The organism is Bradyrhizobium sp. Kon56, assembly GCF_055807635.1.
Genome location: NZ_JBVVOU010000001.1, coordinates 268,506 through 288,930, shown reverse-complemented (window position 1 = coordinate 288,930; position 20,425 = coordinate 268,506). Strand labels below are relative to the sequence as shown.

Annotated in this window: 17 protein-coding genes; 5 read left to right on the top strand and 12 right to left on the bottom strand. The window is 64.8% G+C overall.

All coding sequences use genetic code 11. The features are described 5' to 3' along the window. The 6 genes from AC0L3B_RS01300 to ltnD all read right to left on the bottom strand — a co-directional run bounded on the left by AC0L3B_RS01300 (position 1) and on the right by ltnD (position 9,496). The gene (locus AC0L3B_RS01300; protein WP_247363463.1) at positions 1 to 1,203 is read right to left on the bottom strand and encodes an efflux RND transporter periplasmic adaptor subunit; all 1,203 of its coding nucleotides are present in this window, start codon (positions 1,201 to 1,203) and stop codon (positions 1 to 3) included. Next, positions 1,190 to 4,369: an efflux RND transporter permease subunit gene (locus AC0L3B_RS01295; RefSeq protein ID WP_473379922.1), complete on the bottom strand. Its 3,180-nt coding sequence runs from the start codon at positions 4,367 to 4,369 to the stop codon at positions 1,190 to 1,192. Before AC0L3B_RS01295 ends, AC0L3B_RS01300 begins: the two co-directional genes overlap by 14 nt. Positions 4,370 to 4,634: 265 nt before the next feature. Continuing rightward, positions 4,635 to 6,326, bottom strand: a complete 1,692-nt coding sequence (locus tag AC0L3B_RS01290) for a methyl-accepting chemotaxis protein (protein ID WP_473379921.1) — start codon at positions 6,324 to 6,326, stop codon at positions 4,635 to 4,637. A 169-nt stretch (positions 6,327 to 6,495) separates the two neighbouring features. Further along, complete coding sequence (gene otnK, locus AC0L3B_RS01285) at positions 6,496 to 7,785, bottom strand: 3-oxo-tetronate kinase (protein WP_473379920.1); 1,290 nt, start codon at positions 7,783 to 7,785, stop codon at positions 6,496 to 6,498. Beyond that, positions 7,782 to 8,564 (bottom strand): 2-oxo-tetronate isomerase, encoded by a 783-nt coding sequence (gene otnI, locus AC0L3B_RS01280; protein ID WP_377827680.1) that lies wholly within the window; start codon positions 8,562 to 8,564, stop codon positions 7,782 to 7,784. The genes otnK and otnI overlap by 4 nt, the downstream gene beginning before the upstream one ends. A 14-nt stretch (positions 8,565 to 8,578) precedes the next feature. Further along, positions 8,579 to 9,496, bottom strand: coding sequence for an L-threonate dehydrogenase (gene ltnD, locus AC0L3B_RS01275; RefSeq protein WP_473379919.1), 918 nt, complete (start codon positions 9,494 to 9,496; stop codon positions 8,579 to 8,581). Positions 9,497 to 9,599: 103 nt separating this feature from the next. On the opposite strand from ltnD, the gene otnC reads away from it, so the two are divergent. Then, on the top strand, positions 9,600 to 10,268 hold the full coding sequence (gene otnC, locus AC0L3B_RS01270; protein ID WP_026233278.1) for a 3-oxo-tetronate 4-phosphate decarboxylase: 669 nt from the start codon (positions 9,600 to 9,602) through the stop codon (positions 10,266 to 10,268). Between the two features lie 182 nt (positions 10,269 to 10,450). On the opposite strand, the gene AC0L3B_RS01265 is transcribed toward otnC, so the two are convergent. From AC0L3B_RS01265 to AC0L3B_RS01240, 6 genes are all read right to left on the bottom strand, one after another. Next, positions 10,451 to 11,155 carry an ABC transporter ATP-binding protein gene (locus AC0L3B_RS01265; RefSeq protein WP_018456987.1) on the bottom strand — a complete coding sequence of 235 codons (705 nt, stop codon included), beginning with the start codon at positions 11,153 to 11,155 and terminating at the stop codon, positions 10,451 to 10,453. Beyond that, positions 11,139 to 11,870: an ABC transporter ATP-binding protein gene (locus tag AC0L3B_RS01260; RefSeq protein WP_018456988.1), complete on the bottom strand. Its 732-nt coding sequence runs from the start codon at positions 11,868 to 11,870 to the stop codon at positions 11,139 to 11,141. Before AC0L3B_RS01260 ends, AC0L3B_RS01265 begins: the two co-directional genes overlap by 17 nt. Further along, positions 11,867 to 12,850: a branched-chain amino acid ABC transporter permease gene (locus AC0L3B_RS01255; protein ID WP_018456989.1), complete on the bottom strand. Its 984-nt coding sequence runs from the start codon at positions 12,848 to 12,850 to the stop codon at positions 11,867 to 11,869. The genes AC0L3B_RS01260 and AC0L3B_RS01255 overlap by 4 nt, the downstream gene beginning before the upstream one ends. Next, positions 12,850 to 13,728, bottom strand: a complete 879-nt coding sequence (locus tag AC0L3B_RS01250) for a branched-chain amino acid ABC transporter permease (protein ID WP_026233279.1) — start codon at positions 13,726 to 13,728, stop codon at positions 12,850 to 12,852. Before AC0L3B_RS01250 ends, AC0L3B_RS01255 begins: the two co-directional genes overlap by 1 nt. Positions 13,729 to 13,878: 150 nt before the next feature. Further along, positions 13,879 to 15,123: an ABC transporter substrate-binding protein gene (locus AC0L3B_RS01245; protein ID WP_018456991.1), complete on the bottom strand. Its 1,245-nt coding sequence runs from the start codon at positions 15,121 to 15,123 to the stop codon at positions 13,879 to 13,881. Positions 15,124 to 15,212: 89 nt separating this feature from the next. Next, on the bottom strand, positions 15,213 to 16,028 hold the full coding sequence (locus tag AC0L3B_RS01240; RefSeq protein WP_473379918.1) for a putative hydro-lyase: 816 nt from the start codon (positions 16,026 to 16,028) through the stop codon (positions 15,213 to 15,215). Between the two features lie 120 nt (positions 16,029 to 16,148). Here AC0L3B_RS01240 and AC0L3B_RS01235 point away from each other — a divergent pair, with 120 nt between their 5' ends. The 4 genes from AC0L3B_RS01235 to AC0L3B_RS01220 are packed head-to-tail and all read left to right on the top strand — an operon-like array spanning position 16,149 to position 20,358. Further along, positions 16,149 to 17,066 carry a LysR family transcriptional regulator gene (locus AC0L3B_RS01235; protein WP_018456993.1) on the top strand — a complete coding sequence of 306 codons (918 nt, stop codon included), beginning with the start codon at positions 16,149 to 16,151 and terminating at the stop codon, positions 17,064 to 17,066. A 32-nt stretch (positions 17,067 to 17,098) separates the two neighbouring features. Then, entirely contained in the window at positions 17,099 to 18,349 is a 1,251-nt protein-coding gene (locus AC0L3B_RS01230) for a Zn-dependent hydrolase (protein WP_018456994.1), read from the top strand. Positions 18,350 to 18,361: 12 nt separating this feature from the next. Next, complete coding sequence (locus tag AC0L3B_RS01225; RefSeq protein WP_018456995.1) at positions 18,362 to 19,273, top strand: NAD(P)-dependent oxidoreductase; 912 nt, start codon at positions 18,362 to 18,364, stop codon at positions 19,271 to 19,273. 11 nt (positions 19,274 to 19,284) lie between these two features. Next, the gene (locus tag AC0L3B_RS01220) at positions 19,285 to 20,358 is read left to right on the top strand and encodes a malate/lactate/ureidoglycolate dehydrogenase (RefSeq protein WP_018456996.1); all 1,074 of its coding nucleotides are present in this window, start codon (positions 19,285 to 19,287) and stop codon (positions 20,356 to 20,358) included. The last annotated feature ends 67 nt before the right edge of the window (positions 20,359 to 20,425 follow it).

Sequence of the window (20,425 nt, the reverse complement as noted above, 5' to 3'; positions counted from 1 at the left end):
CTACCCCTTCGGCGCCTGCTTCTCCGACGCCGTCGCGGGCTTGCCCTTGGCGCCGGCGCCGGTCACGCGGACCTGGTCGCCGTCGGAGAGGCCGTCCGGTGGTGCCGTGATGACGCGGTCATCCGCTGCAATTCCCGAGGCGAGCTCGATCTCCTTGCCAAGATCGCGGGCGATGGTCACGGGCTTGAACAGGACCTTGTCGTCCGGACCGACGGTTGCGACGCGCAGGCCGCTGCCGTTGAAGATCAGCGCACTGGCGGGAATGCTGAGCGGCGCGGCGTCGCGCTGCAGGCTGAGCTTCACGCTAGCATAGCCGCCGGGCATCAGCTCGCCTGAGGAATTGTCGAGACCGAGCTGCATGCGTGTCGTGCCGGAGGCGACGTCAACCGCCTGCGAGGAGGCCTCCACCGTCGCCTGGAAGGTCCGGTTCGGATACTCCGGCAGCACGATGGCGGCCTTGGCGCCGATCTTGATCGCGGGCACGTAGTTCTGGGGCACGTTGATGTAGACGCGCAGCTTGGTGATGTCGGAGACCACGAACATTGCCGGGCCCGAGCCGCCGCCTGAATTGATCAGCGCACCGACGTCGGTGTCGCGCGCCGTGACCACACCGTCAAACGGAGCGGTGATCTTCTTGTAACCGGCCAGCGCTTCGAGGCGCTCGACGTTGGCCTGGCCCGAGCGAACCGCCGCGTTCTTGTTGGAGAGATCGGCGGTACGCTCGTCGATCTCCTGCGCGGAGACGAAGTTGGAGGCGACCAGCGTCTTGCGGCGGTTGAGGGTGGCTTCCGACAGCCTGGCGCTGGACTGCTGGCTGGCGAGGTCGGCGCGGGCCTGAAGCAGTTGCTGGTCGAGGTCGGGCGCCTCGATCTCGGCGATCACCTGACCGGCCTTCACCCGCGCACCGATGTCAGCGCTCCAGCTTTTGAGATAGCCGGGAACACGGGCAAAGATCGGCGCGCGATAATAGGCTTCGAGACGGCCCGGCAAGTCGATGGTCGCATTGAGAGCCTTGGCATTAGGCAGCGTCACCGCGACGCTGGGAACAGCCTGGTCATCGGTCCATGCCTTCAATTTGGAGCCCTGCTCCTCGCGGGCGCGGATGCCGGTGCCCACGACCAAGCCGGCCGCGATTAGCGCCACCACGCCGAAAATGCCCAGTTTCCGGTGCGACACCGGGGAGCGGGGTTCAGTGGGCGACATGCGGGGGCTCCAGGGAGGCGGCGCCTTTGGCGCCTTGCTTCTTGTGTACCATACTGAACACCACGGGAACGAACATCAGCGTGGCGAAGGTTGCAAAGATCAGGCCGCCGATCACGGCACGGCCGAGCGGCGCATTCTGCTCGCCGCCCTCGCCGAGCCCCAGCGCCATGGGCGCCATGCCGATGATCATGGCGAGCGCGGTCATCAGCACCGGGCGGAACCGGACGAAGCCGGCTTCGAGCGCCGCGGCGATGGGATCGCCGAGCTCTTCGTAGCGCTCGCGGGCGAACGAGATCACGAGCACGCTGTTGGCGGTGGCAACGCCCATGCACATGATCGCGCCGGTCAGCGCCGGCACCGACAGCGTCGTCTCGGTGGCGAACAGCATCCAGACGATGCCGGCGAGTGCTGCGGGCAACGCCGTGATGATCACGAAGGGATCGGACCAGGACTGGAAGTTCACGACGATCAGGAAATAGATCAGGACGACCGCGCCGAGCAGGCCGAACAACAAGCCGGTGAAGGCGCTGTTCATGGTCTGCACCTGGCCGAGCAGCACCACGGAAGAGCCTTTCGGCACCTCCTTGGCGGTGTCGGCGATCACCTGGCGGATGTCGGTCGCGACCGCACCGAGATCGCGGCCCGAGGTCGAGGCGAAGATCTGCACCATCGACTGGATGTCGTATTGCGAGACCACCGCGCTCGAAGTCGATCGCTTGATATCGGCGATGCCGCCGAGGATCGGCGACTGCGAATTGCCGGCCGCCGTGATCGGCAACGTCTGAAGCGCGCTGAGCGAATCCATCTGGTATTGCGGCGTCTGCATCACGATCGAATAGGATACGCCGTTGTCCGGATTGAGGTAGTAGGTCGGCGCCACCTGCGAGGAGCCGGCAAGGTTGACCACGAGACTGTTGGTGACGTCACGCTCGGTCAGCCCGACATACTGCGCGCGGGTGCGGTCGACATCGATACTGAAGGTCGGATTGTTCGGTGACTGCTGGATGCGCGCATCGGCGACGCCGGGAATCCTGCGAACCTTGGCCAGCAGATTGTTGGCATAAACGAAGTTGGCGCTGATATTGGCGCCGCGGATCTGCAGGTCGATCGGCGCCGGCGCGCCGAAGTTCAGGATCTGGCTGACGATGTCGGCCGGCAGGAAGGCAAAGCTGACGCCGGGGAACAGCCGCGGCAATTGCTCACGCAGCACGCGCACATGCTCTTCGGTCGGCTTGTGGCCTTCCTTCAGCTTGATCTGGATGTCGCCATCCTGCGGGCCGATCACGCCGGTGTTGTTGTAGGTCATGTTGATGCCGGAGATCGGCATGCCGATGTTGTCGGTCAGCGTTTCGATCTCACCCGGGATCAGCTTGCGGATCGCCTTCTGCACGTCGGCGAGCTGGTTCGCTGTCTCCTCGACGCGGGTGCCGACCTGGGTGCGGACGTGCATCAGGATGTTGCCGGCATCGACCGCGGGGAAGAAGTTGCGTCCGAGGAACGGGACCAGCGCGAAGGACGCGCCGACCACGCAGAGGAAGCCGATCACGAACACCGGACGGTGCGCGAGCGCGAGCCCGAGGAAATTGTGGTAGCCGCCGCGAATGCGCTCGAAGCGAGCCTCGAAACCGCGCTGGAACCAGACCAGTGGATTGCGCGACTTCGGCGGACCGTTCTCGTGATGGACATGCGCCTGCAATAAATAGTTCGCCATGGTCGGCACCAGCGTGCGCGACAGCAGGAACGACCAGATCATCGCGAACATTACCGCTTCCGCCATCGGCACGAACAGGAAGCGCGCCACGCCGGTGAGGAAGAACATTGGCACGAACACGATGCAGATGCAGAGCAGCGAGACGAAGGCCGGCGTCACGATCTGGTTGGCGCCGTCGAGGATCGACTGCTCGACCGGCTTGCCCTGCTCCAGATGGTAGTTGATGTTCTCGATCGTGACCGTGGCATCGTCGACGAGGATGCCGACCGCGAGCGCCAGGCCGCCGAGCGTCATGATGTTCAGCGTCTCCCCGATCGCCGACAGCATAATGATGGCGCCGAGCACCGAGAGCGGGATCGAGACCGCAATGATCACAGTCGAGCGCCAGCTGCCGAGGAACAGCAGGATCATGACGCTGGTGAGCAGCGCCGCGATCACGCCCTCGAACGCGACGCCTTCGATGGCGCCGCGGACGAACACCGACTGATCGCCGATGAAGCCGATCTTGAGCGCGTCCGGCAGCTGGTCCTTGACGTCGATCACCTTCTGCTTGATGCCGGCGATGATGTCGAGCGTCGAGGTCGCACCCGCCTTCAGCACCATCATCAGCACCGAGCGGTTGCCGTCGACATGGACGATGTTGGTCTGTGGCGGGTTGCCGTCGCGCACGGTCGCGACGTCGCGCACATAGACCATCGCGCCGTTGACGGTCTTGATCGGCAGATTGCCGAGCTCCTCGATCTTCAGCGGCGAGTTGTTGAGCTGGATGATGTATTCGAACTGCCCGATCTTCTGGGTGCCGACCGGCGTGATCAGGTTCTGGGCCGCGAGCGCGTTGGCGACGTCCTGGCCGGACAGGCCGCGGGCCTGGAGCGCGGTCGGGTCGAGATCGATCTGGACCTGGCGCTGCTTGCCGCCGAATGGGTACGGGATCGCGGCGCCAGGCACGGTGACCAGCGGCGTACGGAGCTGGTTGATACCGATATCGGCGAGGTTCTGCTCGGTCAGCCCGTCACCCGACAGCGCCACCTGGACGATCGGCACGGTGGAGGCGGAGTAGTTCAGGATCAGAGGCGGCGTCGCGCCCGGCGGCATCTGCTTGATCAGCGTCTGCGAGATCGCGGTGACCTGCGCGTTGGCGGTGCGGATGTCGACGTTCGGCTGGAAGAAGATCTTGATGATGCCAAAGCCATTATAGGAATTGGCGGTGATGTGCTCGATGTCGTTGACCGTTGTCGTCAGCGCGCGCTGGAACGGCGTGGTGATGCGGCCCGACATCTGATCGGGCGGCAGGCCGGTGTATTGCCAGACCACGCCGATCACAGGGATGCGGATGTCCGGGAAGATGTCGGTCGGCGTCCGCAGCGCCGCCAGCGGTCCGATGATCAGGAGCAGGAGCGCGAGCACGACAAATGTGTAGGGCCGGCTCAGGGCAATACGGACCAGAGCAATCATTCGGTGGGCAATTCCAGATCAGGGACAGGAAACACCGCCCCCGCGGGTTCCTCGGCTGATTTACCTGAAGACCGCCCGAATGGCCAACGACACTGCGTCAGGAGCGGTCAATTCCCTGCTACCGCACTGCGAAATAGCATTCCAGATATGCACCTCGCGCCGAAAGATGACGGGAGACAGCTTTCATGTGCGCAAAAAAAGCGGCGCCCAAAGGCGCCGCTTTCGAACAATGCCGTGATTTTCAGCTTACGCCGCGCGGACGCAGTTACGCCGCGCGAACGTTGGTCAGGAACTTGCTGACCTCGGTCTTGAGCCGGCCGGAGTCGTTGGAGAGCATCTGTGCCGCCGACAGCACCTGCGAGGAGGCCGTGCCGGTCTCGGTTGCGCCGCGCTGCACGTCGGTGATGTTGGAGGAGACCTGCTGGGTGCCCTGCGCCGCCTGCTGGACATTGCGGGCGATCTCCTGGGTTGCCGCGCCCTGCTCTTCCACGGCCGCGGCGATCGCCGACGAGATCTCCGACAGACGCTCGATGGTCGAGGAGATCTCCTTGATGGCGCCGACCGAGTCGTTGGTCGCCGCCTGGATGCCGGAGATCTGCTGGCCGATCTCACCGGTCGCCTTCGCGGTCTGCTCGGCGAGCGCCTTCACCTCGGAGGCGACGACCGCAAAGCCGCGGCCGGCTTCGCCGGCACGTGCGGCTTCGATGGTCGCGTTCAGCGCCAGAAGGTTGGTCTGGCCGGCGATGGTGTTGATGAGCTCGACGACGTCGCCGATGCGCGAGGCCGCCTTCGAGAGCTCGCTGACGCGTTCGGTGGTGGCGCGGGCCTGGCCGACGGCATCGCCCGCCATGCGCGCCGATTCCTGGACCTGGCGGCTGATCTCGCCGACGGACGAGGCCATCTCCTCGGTCGCCGAGGCCACCGACTGCACGTTGGTCGAGGCTTCCTCCGACGCTCCGGCAACGGTGGTCGCCAGCCGCTGGGAGCGGTCGGCGGTCGAGGTCAGCGTCGAGGCCGAGGCTTCCAGCTGGGTCGAGGCCGACGACACGGTCTGGACGATCTCGCCGATCATCGTTTCGAATTCGCGGGTAATGTTGTCGACGCGGCGGCCGCGCTCAATCTTGGCTTTGGCATCGGCGGCGGCAGCCTCGTCGGCGGCCTTTTTAGCGATCAGCGCTTCCTTGAAGATCTGGAGCACGTCGGCCATGGCGCCGATCTCGGTCTTCTCGCCGCGATGAGGGACTTCGGCGGAAAGCTCGCCCTTGCCCAGCGCCTGCATCGGCTCGATGATCGAATTGATGCCGCTGGAGACGTCCTGGACGAGGTAGAAGCCGACGCCGATGCCGACGACGACGGCCGCGCCGAGGATGATCGAGACCAGCATGAAGGCATAGTAGTAGCTGTCGGCGGCATCCTGCGCGGCCTGGTCTCCGCCCTTGGTGTTGAGCTCGATGTCCTTGGTCAGGATCGCGTCGGCCTCAAGGCCGATCTTGTTGACCGTCTTGGTGTTCAGCTCCTGGGCCTCATGCGGAACCTTGCCGGCCTCCTTACGCGAGAGCGCCATGACATCTTCGGTGCCCTTCTTGTAGTCCTCCCAGAGCTTGGCCCAATCGTTGTAGAGCTTCCGTTCCTCCGGAGAGGTGATCATCGGCTCGTAGGCCTTGCGGGCCTTGGCGAGCGCCTCGATTACCGTGGCGCCCGTCTTCTCGTTTGCGAGCTTGTCTTCAAGGGTTTCCGACAGCATGTGCTGACGAACCACGTTGCGATAGGTGATGACTGATGCCCGAAGCTCGCCCAGCACCCTCACGCTCGGCATCCAGCTCGTGGTGATCTCGGTGGTATTGGCGTTCATCGCGCGCATCTTCATGACGGCGAGCAGGCCCATGCCGGCCATCGCGACCAGCAGGAACGCCACGACACTGATGATCTTGGCACGGATGGAAATGGTCGCGAGCATAATCGGTCTCTTTGCGTTGGCGCGGCGGCGCGTCCGGAAGTTTTACGAATCAACCTAAGGGAGCAGTACCGACATCAAACACCAAAGCACCTGAGCAGATGTTAACGACGACTCCATACGAGTACGGAAGCCTGAAAGAAATGAACAGGCAGCTAAAAATGCCCTGCGCTCAGCGCATGAGCCCAAGCGCGTCGGAGAAAAACTCCGCGCCGCCGAAATTTCCGGACTTCAAGGCGAGCAACATGTCGCCTTTTTCAGCACCGACCGCGCGCAGCACCGGAACGCCCGCGGCGATCTCTGCTCCCACGAGAAATCCGGGAATCTTCAACCGGTCGACCACGGCGCCGGATGTCTCCCCGCCGGCGACGACCAGGCGCTTCACGCCGGCCCGCACCAGACCCTCGGCGATGTCGGCCATCGCCTGCTCGATGGCGTGGCCGGCCGCGTCGCGGCCGTGGCGCGCCTGGAGGGCGGCGACCTGATCGGGCGTCGAGCTCGATGCGATCAGGACCGGACCGTCCGCCAGCCGCGGCTTTGCCCAGGCCAGCGCGCGCTGCGCCTCGTCCTCGCCCGTAGTAATACGGTCCGGGTCGAGATGCAGCACCGGCATGACGCGCTCGGCATTGGCGATCTGCTGAAGCGTCGCCTGCGAGCAGCTTCCGGCAAGGCACGCCGCCGGTCCGCCGACGGCGGCTCCCGCGGCGCTGCTCGCCGCTGTCGATGTGACCTTGCCTGTTGAGACCAGTGCCCGCGCCAGCCCAAGACCCATGCCGGAGGCACCGACCGACAGCCGATGCTGGGCAGCGACGAGGCCGATGGTCTCGAGGTCGCGATCGAACACGGCGTCGATGATCGCCGCGCCAATGCCCTTGCCCGCGAGTTCGGCCAGCCGCGCCCGCACGGCATCCGCGCCGCGCGTGACGATGGCGAGGTCGACCAGGCCGATTTGCGCCTTGCTCTGGCGCGCCAGCACGCGGACCAGGTTGGAATCGTGCATCGGGTTGAGCGGATGGTCCTTCAGCGGGCTCTCGTTCAGCGGCACGGCGCCGACGAACAGATTGCCCTGGTAGACGGTGCGGCCGGTCTCCGGAAAGGCCGGCGTCACCAGCACGGCCGTCTCGCCGCAATCGGCGCGCAGCGCGTCCATCACCGGGCCGATATTGCCGGCATCGGTGGAATCGAAGGTCGAGCAGATCTTGAACAGCACGTGGCCGGCGCCACGGCTGCGCAGCCATTTGTCCGCCGCGCGCGAGCGCGATACGGCAAGACCGGCGTCGATCGAACGGCTCTTCAAGGACGCCACGACGGCGTCGACCTCGGGCAGCGCGAGATCGTCCGCGGGCACGCCGATAGTCTGCACCGTGCGCAGGCCGGCGCGCGTCAGCGTGTTGGCGAGGTCGGAGGCGCCGGTGTAGTCGTCGGCAATGCAGCCAAGAGATATTTTCGCTGCAAATGTCACGGCTTCACTCCCGCATAAGGCCTGAACCAGGCGAGGCCGTCGGTGGTCTTGCCTCGCGGATTATATTCGCAGCCGACGAAGCCGGCGTAACCGAGCCGGTCGAGTTCGTCGAACAGGAACGGATAGTTCAGCTCCTCGCCGTCAGGCTCGTTGCGCGAGGGAATGCTGGCGATCTGGATGTGACCGATCACCGGCATCATCTCGCGCAGCCGCATCGTAACGTCGCCATGGATGATCTGGCAGTGATAAATGTCGAACTGGAGTTTCAGGTTCGGAAGCCGCAGCTCCTGGATCAGGTCGCGCGCGAAGCCGAAATCATTGAGGAAATAACCGGGCACGTTGCGCGCATTGATCGGCTCGAGCACGATGTCGATGCCGTGCGGCGCAAAGAACTCGGCCGCCCACGCCACTGATTTGTAGAACGCCTCGATCGCGACGCGCTCGCCACGGTTGGCGATGCCCGCCATCAAATGCAGCCGCTTGACGCCGGTCGCCTTGGCGTAGGGCAGCGCAGTTTCCAGGCTCGCCTTCAGCTCGGGGAATCGCGACGGGAGCGCCGCAAAGCCCTTCTCGCCGGCATTCCAGTCGCCCGGCGGCAGGTTGAACAGCGCCTGGGTCAAGCCGTTGCGCTTGAGCCGCTCGCCAACCGCGTCGGCTGGATGCTCATAGGGAAAGAGAAACTCGACGGCGGTGAAGCCGGCTGCCGCAGCGGCGTCGAAGCGATCGAGGAACGGCACCTCGGTGAACATCATCGAGAGATTAGCGGCAAAACGGGGCATTGGAATCCTCTTGTCTACTTGTCGCCGGGCAGCTTGACGCCGGTGACCTGCGCATACATCCGCGCCACCGACGCATCGTCGTCGCGGCCCATGCCGGCGGCTGACGTCATCAAGAACATCTGAAGTGCTGCGGCGGAGACCGGAACCGGGAATCTGGCACTGCGCGCCATATCCTGGATGATGCCGAGATCCTTGACGAAGATCTCGACCGCACTGCGCGGCGTGTAATCGCCGTCGAGCACGTGCGGCATGCGGTTCTCGAACATCCAGGAGTTTCCGGCGGACGCCGTGATCACCTCATAGACCTTGCGGATGTCGAGACCCTGCTTGGCCGCGAACGCGATCGCCTCGCTGGCAGCGGCGATATGCACGCCGGCGAGCAGCTGGTTGATCATCTTGAAGGCGGCGCCCTGGCCTGCGGCATCGCCGAGTTCGTAGAGCTTTGCGGCCATGGCATCGAGCGCGGGCCGCGCTTTCTCAAACGCAGCCGGACTGCCGGAGGCGAGGATCGTCAGCTCGCCCTGCGCTGCGCGCTGCGCCCCGCCGGAGATCGGTGCATCCAGATAGTGCCGGCCGGTCGCCTCCAGCTGCTTGGCGAGACGCCGCGCCACGTCGGGATCCATAGTCGCCGACGACAGGAAGACGCTGTCCTTCGCCATGGTTTCGGCGACGCCATCCTTGCCGAACAGGATCGTCTCGGTCTGCGCGGCATTGACGACGACGCTGACGACGATGTCGGCGCCCTTGGCAGCTTCGGCCGGCGTCTTGGCGCCGGCGCCGCCCTCCGTCACGAAGCGCGCGACCGCATCAGCCGAGACGTCGCAGCCGGTGACGACATGACCGGCGCGCTTCAGCGAGCTCGCCATGCCGAACCCCATCGAGCCGAGCCCGATGACGGCGATGCGCTGATTCTTTGACGTGGAGGCGGACATACAACTGATCCTTGCAACGTTTCCCGGACGGCCGCCTTTTGCGGCAGCTTGGCAACCGAATAACACGGCTTGGCCGCGCTGCCAAAGCGTGAGACAAACGGACATGACGGCCATGAGCAACGAGACATTGCTGCGCGAAGACATTTGCCGCTTCGGACGGTCCCTGTTCGAGCGTGGGCTGACGCCCGGCTCCTCCGGCAATATCAGCGCCAGGCTGGACGGCGGCGGCTGGCTGGTGACGCCGACCAATGCCTCGCTCGGCTTCCTCGATCCCGCAAAACTTTCGCGGCTGGACGATCAGGGCCGACTGGTTTCGGGCGATGCGCCGACCAAGGAAGTTCCGCTGCACAATGCACTCTACGCCACGCGCGGGAGCGCAAGGGCGATCGTGCACCTGCATTCCACCCATTCGGTCGCGCTGTCGATGCTCCCGGAGATCGACCCGCGCGCAGCGCTGCCGCCGATGACGGCCTATTATCTGATGAAATGCGGCGCCACCGCGCTCGTCCCCTATTATCGCCCCGGCGATCCCGCGGTCGCCGATGCGATCAAAGGGCTGGCGGGAAAATACTCATCCGTGCTGCTCGCCAATCACGGCCCGGTCGTCGCTGGCGACACGCTGGAAGCAGCGGTGTTCGCGACCGAGGAGTTGGAGGAGACGGCGAGGCTGTACCTGCTGCTGCGCGGGATGAACCCGCGCTACCTGTCGCCGGCGCAGGTGAATGATCTGGTGAAGGTGTTTGGGGTATCGCTGCCGGAGCATGGGCATTGAGCCTCGTGCAGCCGTGGGCGAACTAACACCGCCCTACTCACCGCTGTCATTCCCCGCGAAGGCGGGGAATCCAGACGCCGCGGCTTCTCGGCTCAATCACAGCGGCTTCTGGAATACTGGATCGCCCGCCTTCGCGGGCGATGACGCCGAGTGTGTTGCGCGACGTGCCCAACGCTTCGCGGCTACAGCCCCAGATACGCCTTGCGCACGTCGGGATTGCCCTTGATCTCGCTTGCGGCGCCCTGCATCAGCACGCGGCCGGTTTGCAGGATGTAGGCGCGGTCGGCGATCTCCAGGCACTCCGCCATGCGTTGCTCCACGATCAGCACGGTCATGCCGGCGTCGCGGATGCGCTTGACGGCCTGGAAGATCTCGTCGACCAGCTTCGGCATGATGCCCTGCGAGGGCTCGTCCAGCATCAACAGCCGCGGGCGCGTCATCAGCGCACGGCCGATCGCGAGCATCTGCTGCTCGCCGCCGCTTAGCGTCTCGGCGCGCTGCTCGAGGCGTTCGGAGAGGCGCGGAAATAGCTGGAACACGAGATCGAGCGGGCTCTCGCGGTCGGCCTCGCCGCGGTAGAGATAGCTGCCGAGGCGCAGATTGTCGCGCACGGAGAGGCGCGGAAACAAGCGTCGGTTCTCCGGCACATAGGCGATGCCGGTCGCCGTGATGTGGTGCTGCGCCATGCCGTCGAGGCGCTTGCCGTCGAACGTCACCGTGCCCGAGCGCGGGCGCTCGGCGCCGGCGATGGATTTCAGCAGCGTCGACTTGCCCGCGCCGTTGGCGCCGGCGACGCAGACGATCTCGCCCTTGGCGACTTCGATGCTGACCGCGAAGATCGCGACCAGGCCCTGATAGGCGGTCGTGACTTCACGCACCGACAGCATGACGATCTCCCAGATATGCGCTGATCACCTTGGGATCGCGGACGATTTCAGTGGGCTTGCCCTCGACCAGCACCTTGCCGAGGTCGAGCACGATGGCACGATCGACCAGCGGCATCACGATCTCCATGACGTGCTCGACCATCAGCACGGTGATGCCGGCGTCACGCACCTTGCGCACCAGCGCGACACCGGTCTGCGCCTCGGTCGGCGTAAGACCAGTGAGGACTTCGTCGAGCAGCAGCAGCTTTGGTTCAGTCGCAAGCGCGCGCGCGACTTCGAGGCGGCGCTTTTCGGCCGGCACGAGGTCGCTCGCGAGCACGTTGGCGCGCGCAGCAAGGCCGGTGAATTCGAGCACCTCATGCGCCTTGCGGCGTGCCTCGCGCATCACGGTGTTGCGCACCAGCGCACCGACGATGACGTTGTCGATCACCGTCATCGTCTCGAAGCTCTTGACGACCTGGAAGGTGCGCCCGATGCCGCGCTGGCAGCGCTCGGCGGCCGGCATGCTGGTGACATCCTCGCCGTCGAACCAGATCGAGCCTTGCGTCGGCGGCAGCACGCCGGCGATGAGATTGAACAGCGTCGACTTGCCGGCACCATTCGGGCCGATCAGGCCGACGATCTCGCCGCGACCCACAGAGATCGAGACGTCGCTGTTGGCGACGAGGCCGCCGAAACGCTGCCAGACGCCGCGGGTTTCAAGCAGCGGGGTCATCGCGTGGCTCCCTTCCGCTTCGCACGAGAGAACAGGCTCACCAGACCCTGCGGCAGGGCGAGCGAAATCAGCACGATCAGCGTGCCGTAGACAATGAGGTCGACGCCGCGGCCGGAGCCGCCGATATAGGAGCGCGTCAGCTCCGTCATCGGGATCAGGATGGCCGCCCCTAACACGGGTCCCCACAGGGTGCCGATGCCGCCAAGCACGGCGGGCAACGCCATCAGCAGCGAGAACTGGAAGCCCATCACGCTTTCAGGATCGATATAGGCGAGAAACTGGGCATAGAAGGCGCCGCCGATGGCGACGAGGAAAGCGGAGACGGCGGCCGCGCCCATCTTGGAGTTGAACACGACGACACCGAGGCTCTCGGCCGCTTCCGCATTGTCCTTTACCGCGCGCCACCAGAAGCCCCATTTGGAGTCCTCCAGCCACCAGGTGACGAACCAGGCGAGGCTGCACAGCACCAGCGCGAAATAAAAGTAAGGCAGCTTGCTGCGCATGAACTGGAACTTCAGCCAGCTGTCGCCGCGCACCGGAATGGTGATTCCCATCGCAGCCCCCGCCCATTCCCAATTCTGGAACAACAGCAGCCCGATCTCGGCGATAACGATGGTCGCGATCACGAAGTAATGGCCGCGCAACCGAAAGAAGGGATAGCCGAGCCCCATCGCAATCGCGGCCGCGACCGCGCCGCCGGCGAGCATACCGAACCATGGCAGCACGCCGAACTTGGTGAACAGGAGTTCGGTGGTGTAGGCGCCGATGCCGAAATAGAGCGCATGTCCCAGCGAGATCTGCCCGCAATAGCCAGAGAGAATGTTCCAGCTCTGCGACAGCGCCGCATACATCAAGGTCAGGATCAGGATGTTCTGGACGTAGACGTCCTTGATGAACAGCGGAGCGAGCGCCGCCAGGGCGGTCAGCACCGCGGCGATGATGAGGTCGCGGCGGCGCCGCGCGGCAAAATCCTTGTCCATCACATCGATCCGAACAGGCCACGCGGCCGGATGAAGACGACCAGCAGGTAGACGGCGTAGATGCCGACCGATTTCAGCGACGGCGGCAGCACCAGCGCGGTGGTGGCCTCGACGAGGCCCACGATGATCCCGCCGGCGAACGCGCCGAACACGCTGCCGAAGCCGCCGAGCGCGACCGTGACGTAGGCGATCAGCGCAAAGGACGCGCCGACGTCGGGATAGATATAGAAGAAGCTTGCCATGATCGCTCCGGCGAGGCCGACCAGCGCGGCACCAAGCCCCCAGCCGAGCGCGAACACGCGGTTCTTGTCGATGCCGACGAGGGCCACCGCGCCGGGATCTTCACGGGTGGCCTCCAGCGCGCGACCGAAATCGGTGCGATGGATGAAGAAGTAGAGGCCAGCAAAGGCCAGGATCGAAACCAGCGCACCCATGAGCTGCGGCTCCGGCAGGAAGACGCCGGCGATCGAGATCGTCTTGCCGCCGAGCCAGGACTGCGGAACGCTGCGATAGTCAGGCGTGAAGAAGAACTGCGCGAGGCCGCGCATCACGATGGCGAGGCCAAAGGTGGAGAAGATCTGCACCATGCCCGCGTTGGCCTTGGCCCGCATGGCGAAGCGCACGATCAACAGATAGACGACCGCTCCGAATACGAACAGCGCGGCGGCCACGAGCGGCGCCGACAGCAAGGGGTCGATGGCGAAGAACGTGAACAGGAAGAAGCTCACATACATCGCGATCATCAGGAACTCCCCGTGAGCGAAGTTCACGACGTCCATCAGGCCGAAGATCAGCGCGAGGCCGACGGCGATCAGTCCGTAGAGCAGGCCCATGAGGAGGCCGCTCGCGAGACTTTGGATAATGGTTTGGGCTGTCAAAAGTCTGTCCCCCGAACTACGTCCTCATCCTGAGGAGCGCGCACCGCGCGTCTCGAAGGATGGCCCAGCCCTCGTCCTTCGAGACGCGGGCTGCGCCCGCTCCTCAGGATGAGGGCGGGAGCTACGATCTGTGCTCCCGCTCGCCGTGTCTTACTTCATCGGCCAGATCGCCTCGGCGATCGCGGCCTGCGGCGGGAAGATGGTGACGAACTTGCCGCCGACATATTGCAGCAGCACCGGGTCGGCGTCGTTGTTCTGGCCCATCTCGTCGAACTTGACACGCTTCCAGGGCATGATGGTCTGCTCGCCCGGGATGTCGGTGGCGGCCAGCGCGTCGCGGATCTTCTCGCCGTCAGTCGACTTGGCGCGGCTGATGGCGTCGGCGAGGATGATCAGGCCCATGAACTGACGCGAGGTGAGGTCGTTGAAATCCTTGCCCGACCGCGTCTTGAACATCTCGTTGATCTTGCCAACCATCGGACGCTTCTGCGCGAGGTCGAGCGAGAAGGTGCCGCGCGAGATCACGCCTTCCAGCTTGTCGCCGACAGCGTCGTAGAGCGCCTTCTCGGAGAAACCGGCGTCCTGCGCCACGATCGCGTTCGGCTTGTAACCAAGCTCGCCCATGGTCTTCACCAGCAAGATGCCATCAGTGGTGTAGCTCGAGGGCATCAGCACGTCGGCGTTGGCGCTCTTGAGCTGCTGCACCTCGGCCGAGAGCGAGGGCGAGTTGGCGCGATACTTGATGTCGGAGACGATCTTGTAGCCGCGCTCGCCGGCGATCTTGGCCTGGGCGTTGCCGGAATCGGTGCCGAAGATGGTGTCCTCGTGGAACAGCGATAGCGTCTCGATCTTGGTGCCCTTCTTCTTCAAGGCATCGAAGAAGTCGAACATGGCGGCCGAGTACATCTCGTCATGCGGCGCGGCGCGGAAGTAATATTTCAGGCCACGGCGATGCAGGCTGGGCGAGGAGTTGTCGGCCGAGACGAACGGGATCTGGTAGCGCTCGCAGATCTGGCTGACGGTGACGGCGACCGCGCTCTGATAGGTGCCGATGATGGCGGAGACCTTCTCCTGCGTGATCAGGCGCTCGGCCTCGGCGCGGCCCTTCTGCGGATCGGCCTGGTGGTCGGCGAAAACGAGGCGGACCTTTGCGCCGCCGAGACCCGGCAGGCCCTCGCCCTTCGCCAGTGGCAGGTCGAAATCGGTGTCCTTGTTGATGACCTCGAGCGCGGTTTCATAGGCCTTCTGCGCGTCGACGCCCTGCTGTGCGCTGCCGCCGGAGAACGGATAGATCACGCCGATCACGACTTCCGAAGTCTGTGCGCGCGCTGCCAGCGGCACTAGCGCGGCCGTAGCGGTGGCTCCCAACAATACGTCGCGGCGAGTGATCGTCATGGCAAAGTCCCCTGTTACTGAATTTCAGCCGATCGAATGAAGCGATTGATGGATGCGGTAAAGCTCGAAGAAGCAGCAAACGCTGCCCACTAAATCACGGCCATGGTCCTGTTCTTGAGATCCGTCACCAGCATCAGGCTGGGCGAATGCGTGATCGCAAACGGCAGCTTGGCAGCGTTGATGACCGATTGCGGTGTCACGCCGCAGGCCCAGAACACCGGGATCTCGTCGTCGGCGACCGGCACCGGATCGCCGTAATCGGGCTTGGCGATGTCCTTGATGCCGATCAGGTGCGGATGGCCGAGATGCACGGGCGCGCCGTGCACGGCCGGATAGCGCGAGGTGATCTGCACCGCACGGATCGCATCCGCCGGCTTGAACGGACGCATCGACACCACCATGGGACCGGCAAAGGGACCGGACTCGCCGCAAGCGATGTTGGTGCGATACATCGGCACGCGCACATTGTGCTCGATGTGGCGGATCGGCATGCCCTCGTCGAGCAGCGCCTCTTCGAACGAGAACGAGCAGCCGAGCACGAAGGTCACGAGATCGTCGCGCCAGTATTTGGTGACATCGGTCGGCTCGTCCACGACTTCGCCGTCGCGCCAGACGCGATAGCGCGGCACGTCGGTGCGAATGTCGAGATCGGCGCCCAGCGCCGGGATGTGCGGACTGCCCACATCGGACATGCCGATGATCGGGCACGGCTTGGGATTGAGCTGGCAGAAGCGATGGAACGCCCCGGCATATTCCGCCGGCAAGATTGCCAGATTGCCCTGGACGAAGCCGGGGGCAACGCCGGCGGTGGAGGCGACCAGCCCCTCGCGGTAGGCAAGCCGCGCCTTGCGGCTCGGGAGCGTGTCGGGCGTTTCAGTTTGCTGCACTGCCACCAAAACAGTCATGGGATCGACCTGCCTATAAACTCGACAAAGACAAGCCAACACCACGCGTGCTATAAAGTCTAATCTTCCTTTCTAATCAATATCGATAAATTTCATTTATCGGACGGGAAAATCCTTCCAATGCTGGACTTCAGATCGATCGAGACGTTCCTTTGGGTTGTGAAGCTCGGCAGCTTTCGCGGCGCCGCAGCACGCCTCAACACGACTCAGCCGGCGATCTCCCAGCGCATCGCCCAGCTCGAGCGCGAGATGGGGGTGAAGCTCCTAAATCGCGACCACCGCGTGGCCTCGCCGACACCGAGCGGCCGACAGATGATGGTCTATGCGGAGAAGCTGATCGGCCTGCGCGCCGCGATGATCGCCGAGATCGGCGACCGCTCGGCGATGCGCGGCGTGATGCGACTCGGCGTCGCCGAAACCATCGTGCACACTTGGCTGCCGCGGCTGGTGAAGAGCATGAACGAGGTCTACCCAAACCTGTCGCTGGAGATCGAGGTCGACATCACGCCGAACCTGACCGCGCGCCTGCTTGCGCAGGAGATCGAGCTTGCCTTCGTCGTCGGTCCGCTCTCGGCCTCCGGGGTGCACAATCGCGTCCTCGCCGACTATCCGATCGGTTTTCTCGCCAGCCCCTCGCTCGGCCTCGGCGATGGACCGGTGACGCGGGCTGAGCTCGCGCGGTTTCCGATCATTACCTTCCCGCGGAAGACGCGTCCCTACGAGGTCGTGCGCGAAGTGTTCGACCGGCCGGAGCTGCCTCCGATCCGGCTGCACGCCTCCGCCTCGCTTGCGACCGTCATCCACATGGCGGTCGAGGGCCTCGGCATCGCCGTGATCCCCGACGCCATCGTCGAGAACGAGCTCGCAGACGGGCGGTTGCAACTGCTCGACACCGATCTCAAAATCGCGCCGCTGACATTCACCGCGAGCTGGCTCGCCTCGCCCGATGTCGTGGCGGTGGAGCGGGTCGCAGAGCTTGCATGTCAGATTGCGCAGAGCAGCCTCGCAGTTGACGCGCCCGCGCCGGCGCGTCATTGAAACAGGCGCCGGACAATTGAGAGACTGACCGCATGAGCCGAGCCGCCACCAATTTGCAAATCGATTCCGCCCGCCTCTGGGGCTCCATCCACGAGACCGCGCAGTTCGGCGCGACGGCCAAGGGCGGCGTGCGGCGGCTGACGCTGAGCGCGGAGGACAAGCTGGTACGCGACTGGTTCCGCAAGGCCTGCGAGGACGCCGGCTTGGAGGTGCACACCGATGCGCTCGGCTCGCAGTTCGGGCTGCGCAAGGGACGCGACATGTCGAAGCCGCCCGTCGGCATCGGCTCGCATCTCGACACGCAACCGACCGGCGGCAAGTATGACGGCATTCTGGGAACGCTCGGTGCGCTCGAAGTGATCCGCACGCTGAACGATGCCGGGATCGAAACCGAGGCGCCGATCTGCGTCGTCAACTGGACCAACGAAGAGGGTTCGCGCTTCGCTCCCGCGATGATGGCCTCCGCTGCCTATGTCGGCGACTTCACCACCGATGACATCTTGTCGCGCAAGGACGCTGATGGCACCACCGTCGGCCAGGCGCTCGATGGCATCGGTTATCGCGGCGACAAGCCGGTCGGGTTCCAGAAGCTCGGTTCCTTCGTCGAATTGCACATCGAGCAGGGCCCGATCCTGGAGGCCGAAGGCAAGACCATCGGCGTGGTCGATTCCGGCCAGGGCGTGCTTTGGTACGACGGCAAGATTTCCGGCTTCGAGAGCCATGCCGGATCGACGCCGATGCCGCTGCGGCGCGACGCGTTGGCGACGCTGTCCGAGATCGTGCTGGCGATGGAGGCCATTGCGAGGAAGTACGGGCCGAAGGCCGTCGGTACCATCGGCGAGGCCGTGATCGCAAACCCCTCGCGCAACGTCATTCCCGGCGAGATCGCCTTCACGATGGATTGCCGCAGTGCGGATGGCGCGATCATGGATGCGCTAGATCGCGATCTGCGCAGCGCGATTGCCGAGATCGCCGCACGCCGCAAGGTCGAGGTGAAGATCGACCTGGTCTGGCGCAAGCCGCCGACGCATTTCGATCCCAAATTGATTGCCGCAGTCGAGAACGCGGCGAAGACGCTCGGCTACTCCTCTCGCCGCATCACCTCCGGCGCCGGCCACGACGCCTGCAATCTCAACACAATCATGCCGGCCGCAATGGTGTTCGTGCCCTGCAAGGACGGCATCAGCCACAACGAGCTGGAAGACGCCACGCAGCCCGATTGCGCCGCGGGCACCAACGTCCTCATGCACACGGTGCTGGCGATCGCCGGCGTCGCATCCTGACCGGAGAGAACCATGCGCGGAGTTTTCGTCGACGCCAATGAAACTCTCGCCGTGATCATGGAGCGGCTGGAGCAGCCCGGCGATCCCAAGGTGCGGATCCACAGGGATCCCGACATCAAACCCGAACAATATCCTGAAATCCTCGACGGCGCCGAGATCGCGATCGTCGACCACACCGCGCTGCCTACCGACGTCGCAAAGAAGTGCACAGGGTTGAAGCATGTCGTGTTCCTCGGCACCGGCGCGCGCAGCTACATGAACCCGGAGGAGCTCGCTGAGCTCGGCATCTCCGTGCACCTGATCAAGGGCTATGGCGACACGGCGGTCGCGGAATGCGCGATCACGCTGATGTGGGCTTCGGCCCGCGTCATCGCGATGATGGACCGCGAGATGCGCGGCGGAAACTGGCTCCGCGAAGACGGCATGCAACTCACTGGCAAGACGCTCGGCCTGATCGGCTTCGGCGGTATTGCCGCGGAGGTCGCGCGCATTGCCTTGGGCAGCGGCATGAAGGTGATCGCCTGGAACCGCTCGCCGAAGAGCTATCCGGGCGTGGAATTCGCCGATCTCGACACGGTGTTGGCGAGAGCAGACGTCGTATCGCTGCATCTGCTGCTCAACGACGAGACGCGCGGCATGATCACCCGCGAGATGATCGCGAAGATGAAGCCGGGCGTCATCCTCATCAACACCGCCCGCGCCGCCGTCGTCGACGAGGCCGCCATGATCGATGCCCTGAAGTCGGGCCACATCCGCCATGCCGGCCTCGACGTGTTCAATATCGAGCCATTGCCCGGCGATCATCCGCTGACAAAACTGCCGAACGTGACGTTGTCGGCGCATTCGGCGTTCCGGACCCCGGAGGCGAGCGAGAACCTGATTGGCGCGGCATGGGAGCACTGCCGCCGGATCGTGAAGGAATAAGAGCAACAACAATGGCCGATTACCGCACCATCAAGGCACAGCCGCTCATCGAAGCTATCAGCGCCATCGTCAAGGCCGGCGGGTCTACGGACCGCGAGGCCGAGCTCGTGTCCACCAATCTGGTCGAGGCCAACCTCAAGGGACACGATTCGCACGGCGTCGGCATGATCCCGCGCTATGTCCAGAGCGTCACCACGGGCGGCCTCGCCGTGAACCAGCACGTCAAGGTCGTGCTCGACACCGGTCCGCTTCTCACCCTCGACGGGCTCACCGGCTACGGCCAAGTGATCGGCCATGAAGCGATGGAGCTGGCAGCCGAGCGCGCCAAGCGCAACGGCGTGTGTCTCGTCGGCCTCTCAAACTCGCACCATATCGGCCGCATCGGCCACTGGGCCGAGCAGTGCATCGACCATGGGCTGGTCTCGATCCACTTCGTCAACGTGATCTCGCGTCCCATCGTGGCGCCCTGGGGCGGCAGCGATGCGCGCCACGGCACCAACCCGTTCTGCGTCGGCATCCCGCGCGCGGGCAAGGACCCCATCGTGCTCGACTTCGCCACCAGCAGGATCGCGCAGGGCAAGACCCGCGTCGCCCACAACAAGGGCGTCGAGCTGGAGCCCGGCACGATCATCGACAATGAGGGCAAGCCGACCACCAACCCGCGCTACACCGTGATCCCGCCATACGGCGCCATCCTGCCGTTCGGCGAGCACAAGGGTTCAGGGCTCGCGCTGGTTTGCGAAATCCTCGGCGGCGCGCTCTCCGGCGGGCAGGTGGTCAAGGGTCCGTCCGATGGCAAGCACAACGTCCTCAACGGCATGCTCTCGATCATCATCGACCCCGGCAAGCTCGGCACCGCGGAGAATCTCGCGCGCGAAGTCGAGAGCTTCGTCGCCTGGCACACCGGCTCACCTCCGGCCCCAGGCGTCGACAAGGTGAAGATCGCGGGTGAGCCCGAGCGCGCGACGAAGAAGAAGCGGCTCGCGGAAGGCATCCCTGTCGATCCGACCACCTGGCAGGAGATTCTGGAGGCCGGAAAGAAGTTCGGGCTGGATCAGGCGGCGATCGAGAAGATCGCGGGGTAGTGAGGCGGAGCACGGTGCTCTTCCCTTCTCCCCTTGTGGGAGAAGGTGGCGCGAAGCGCCGGATGAG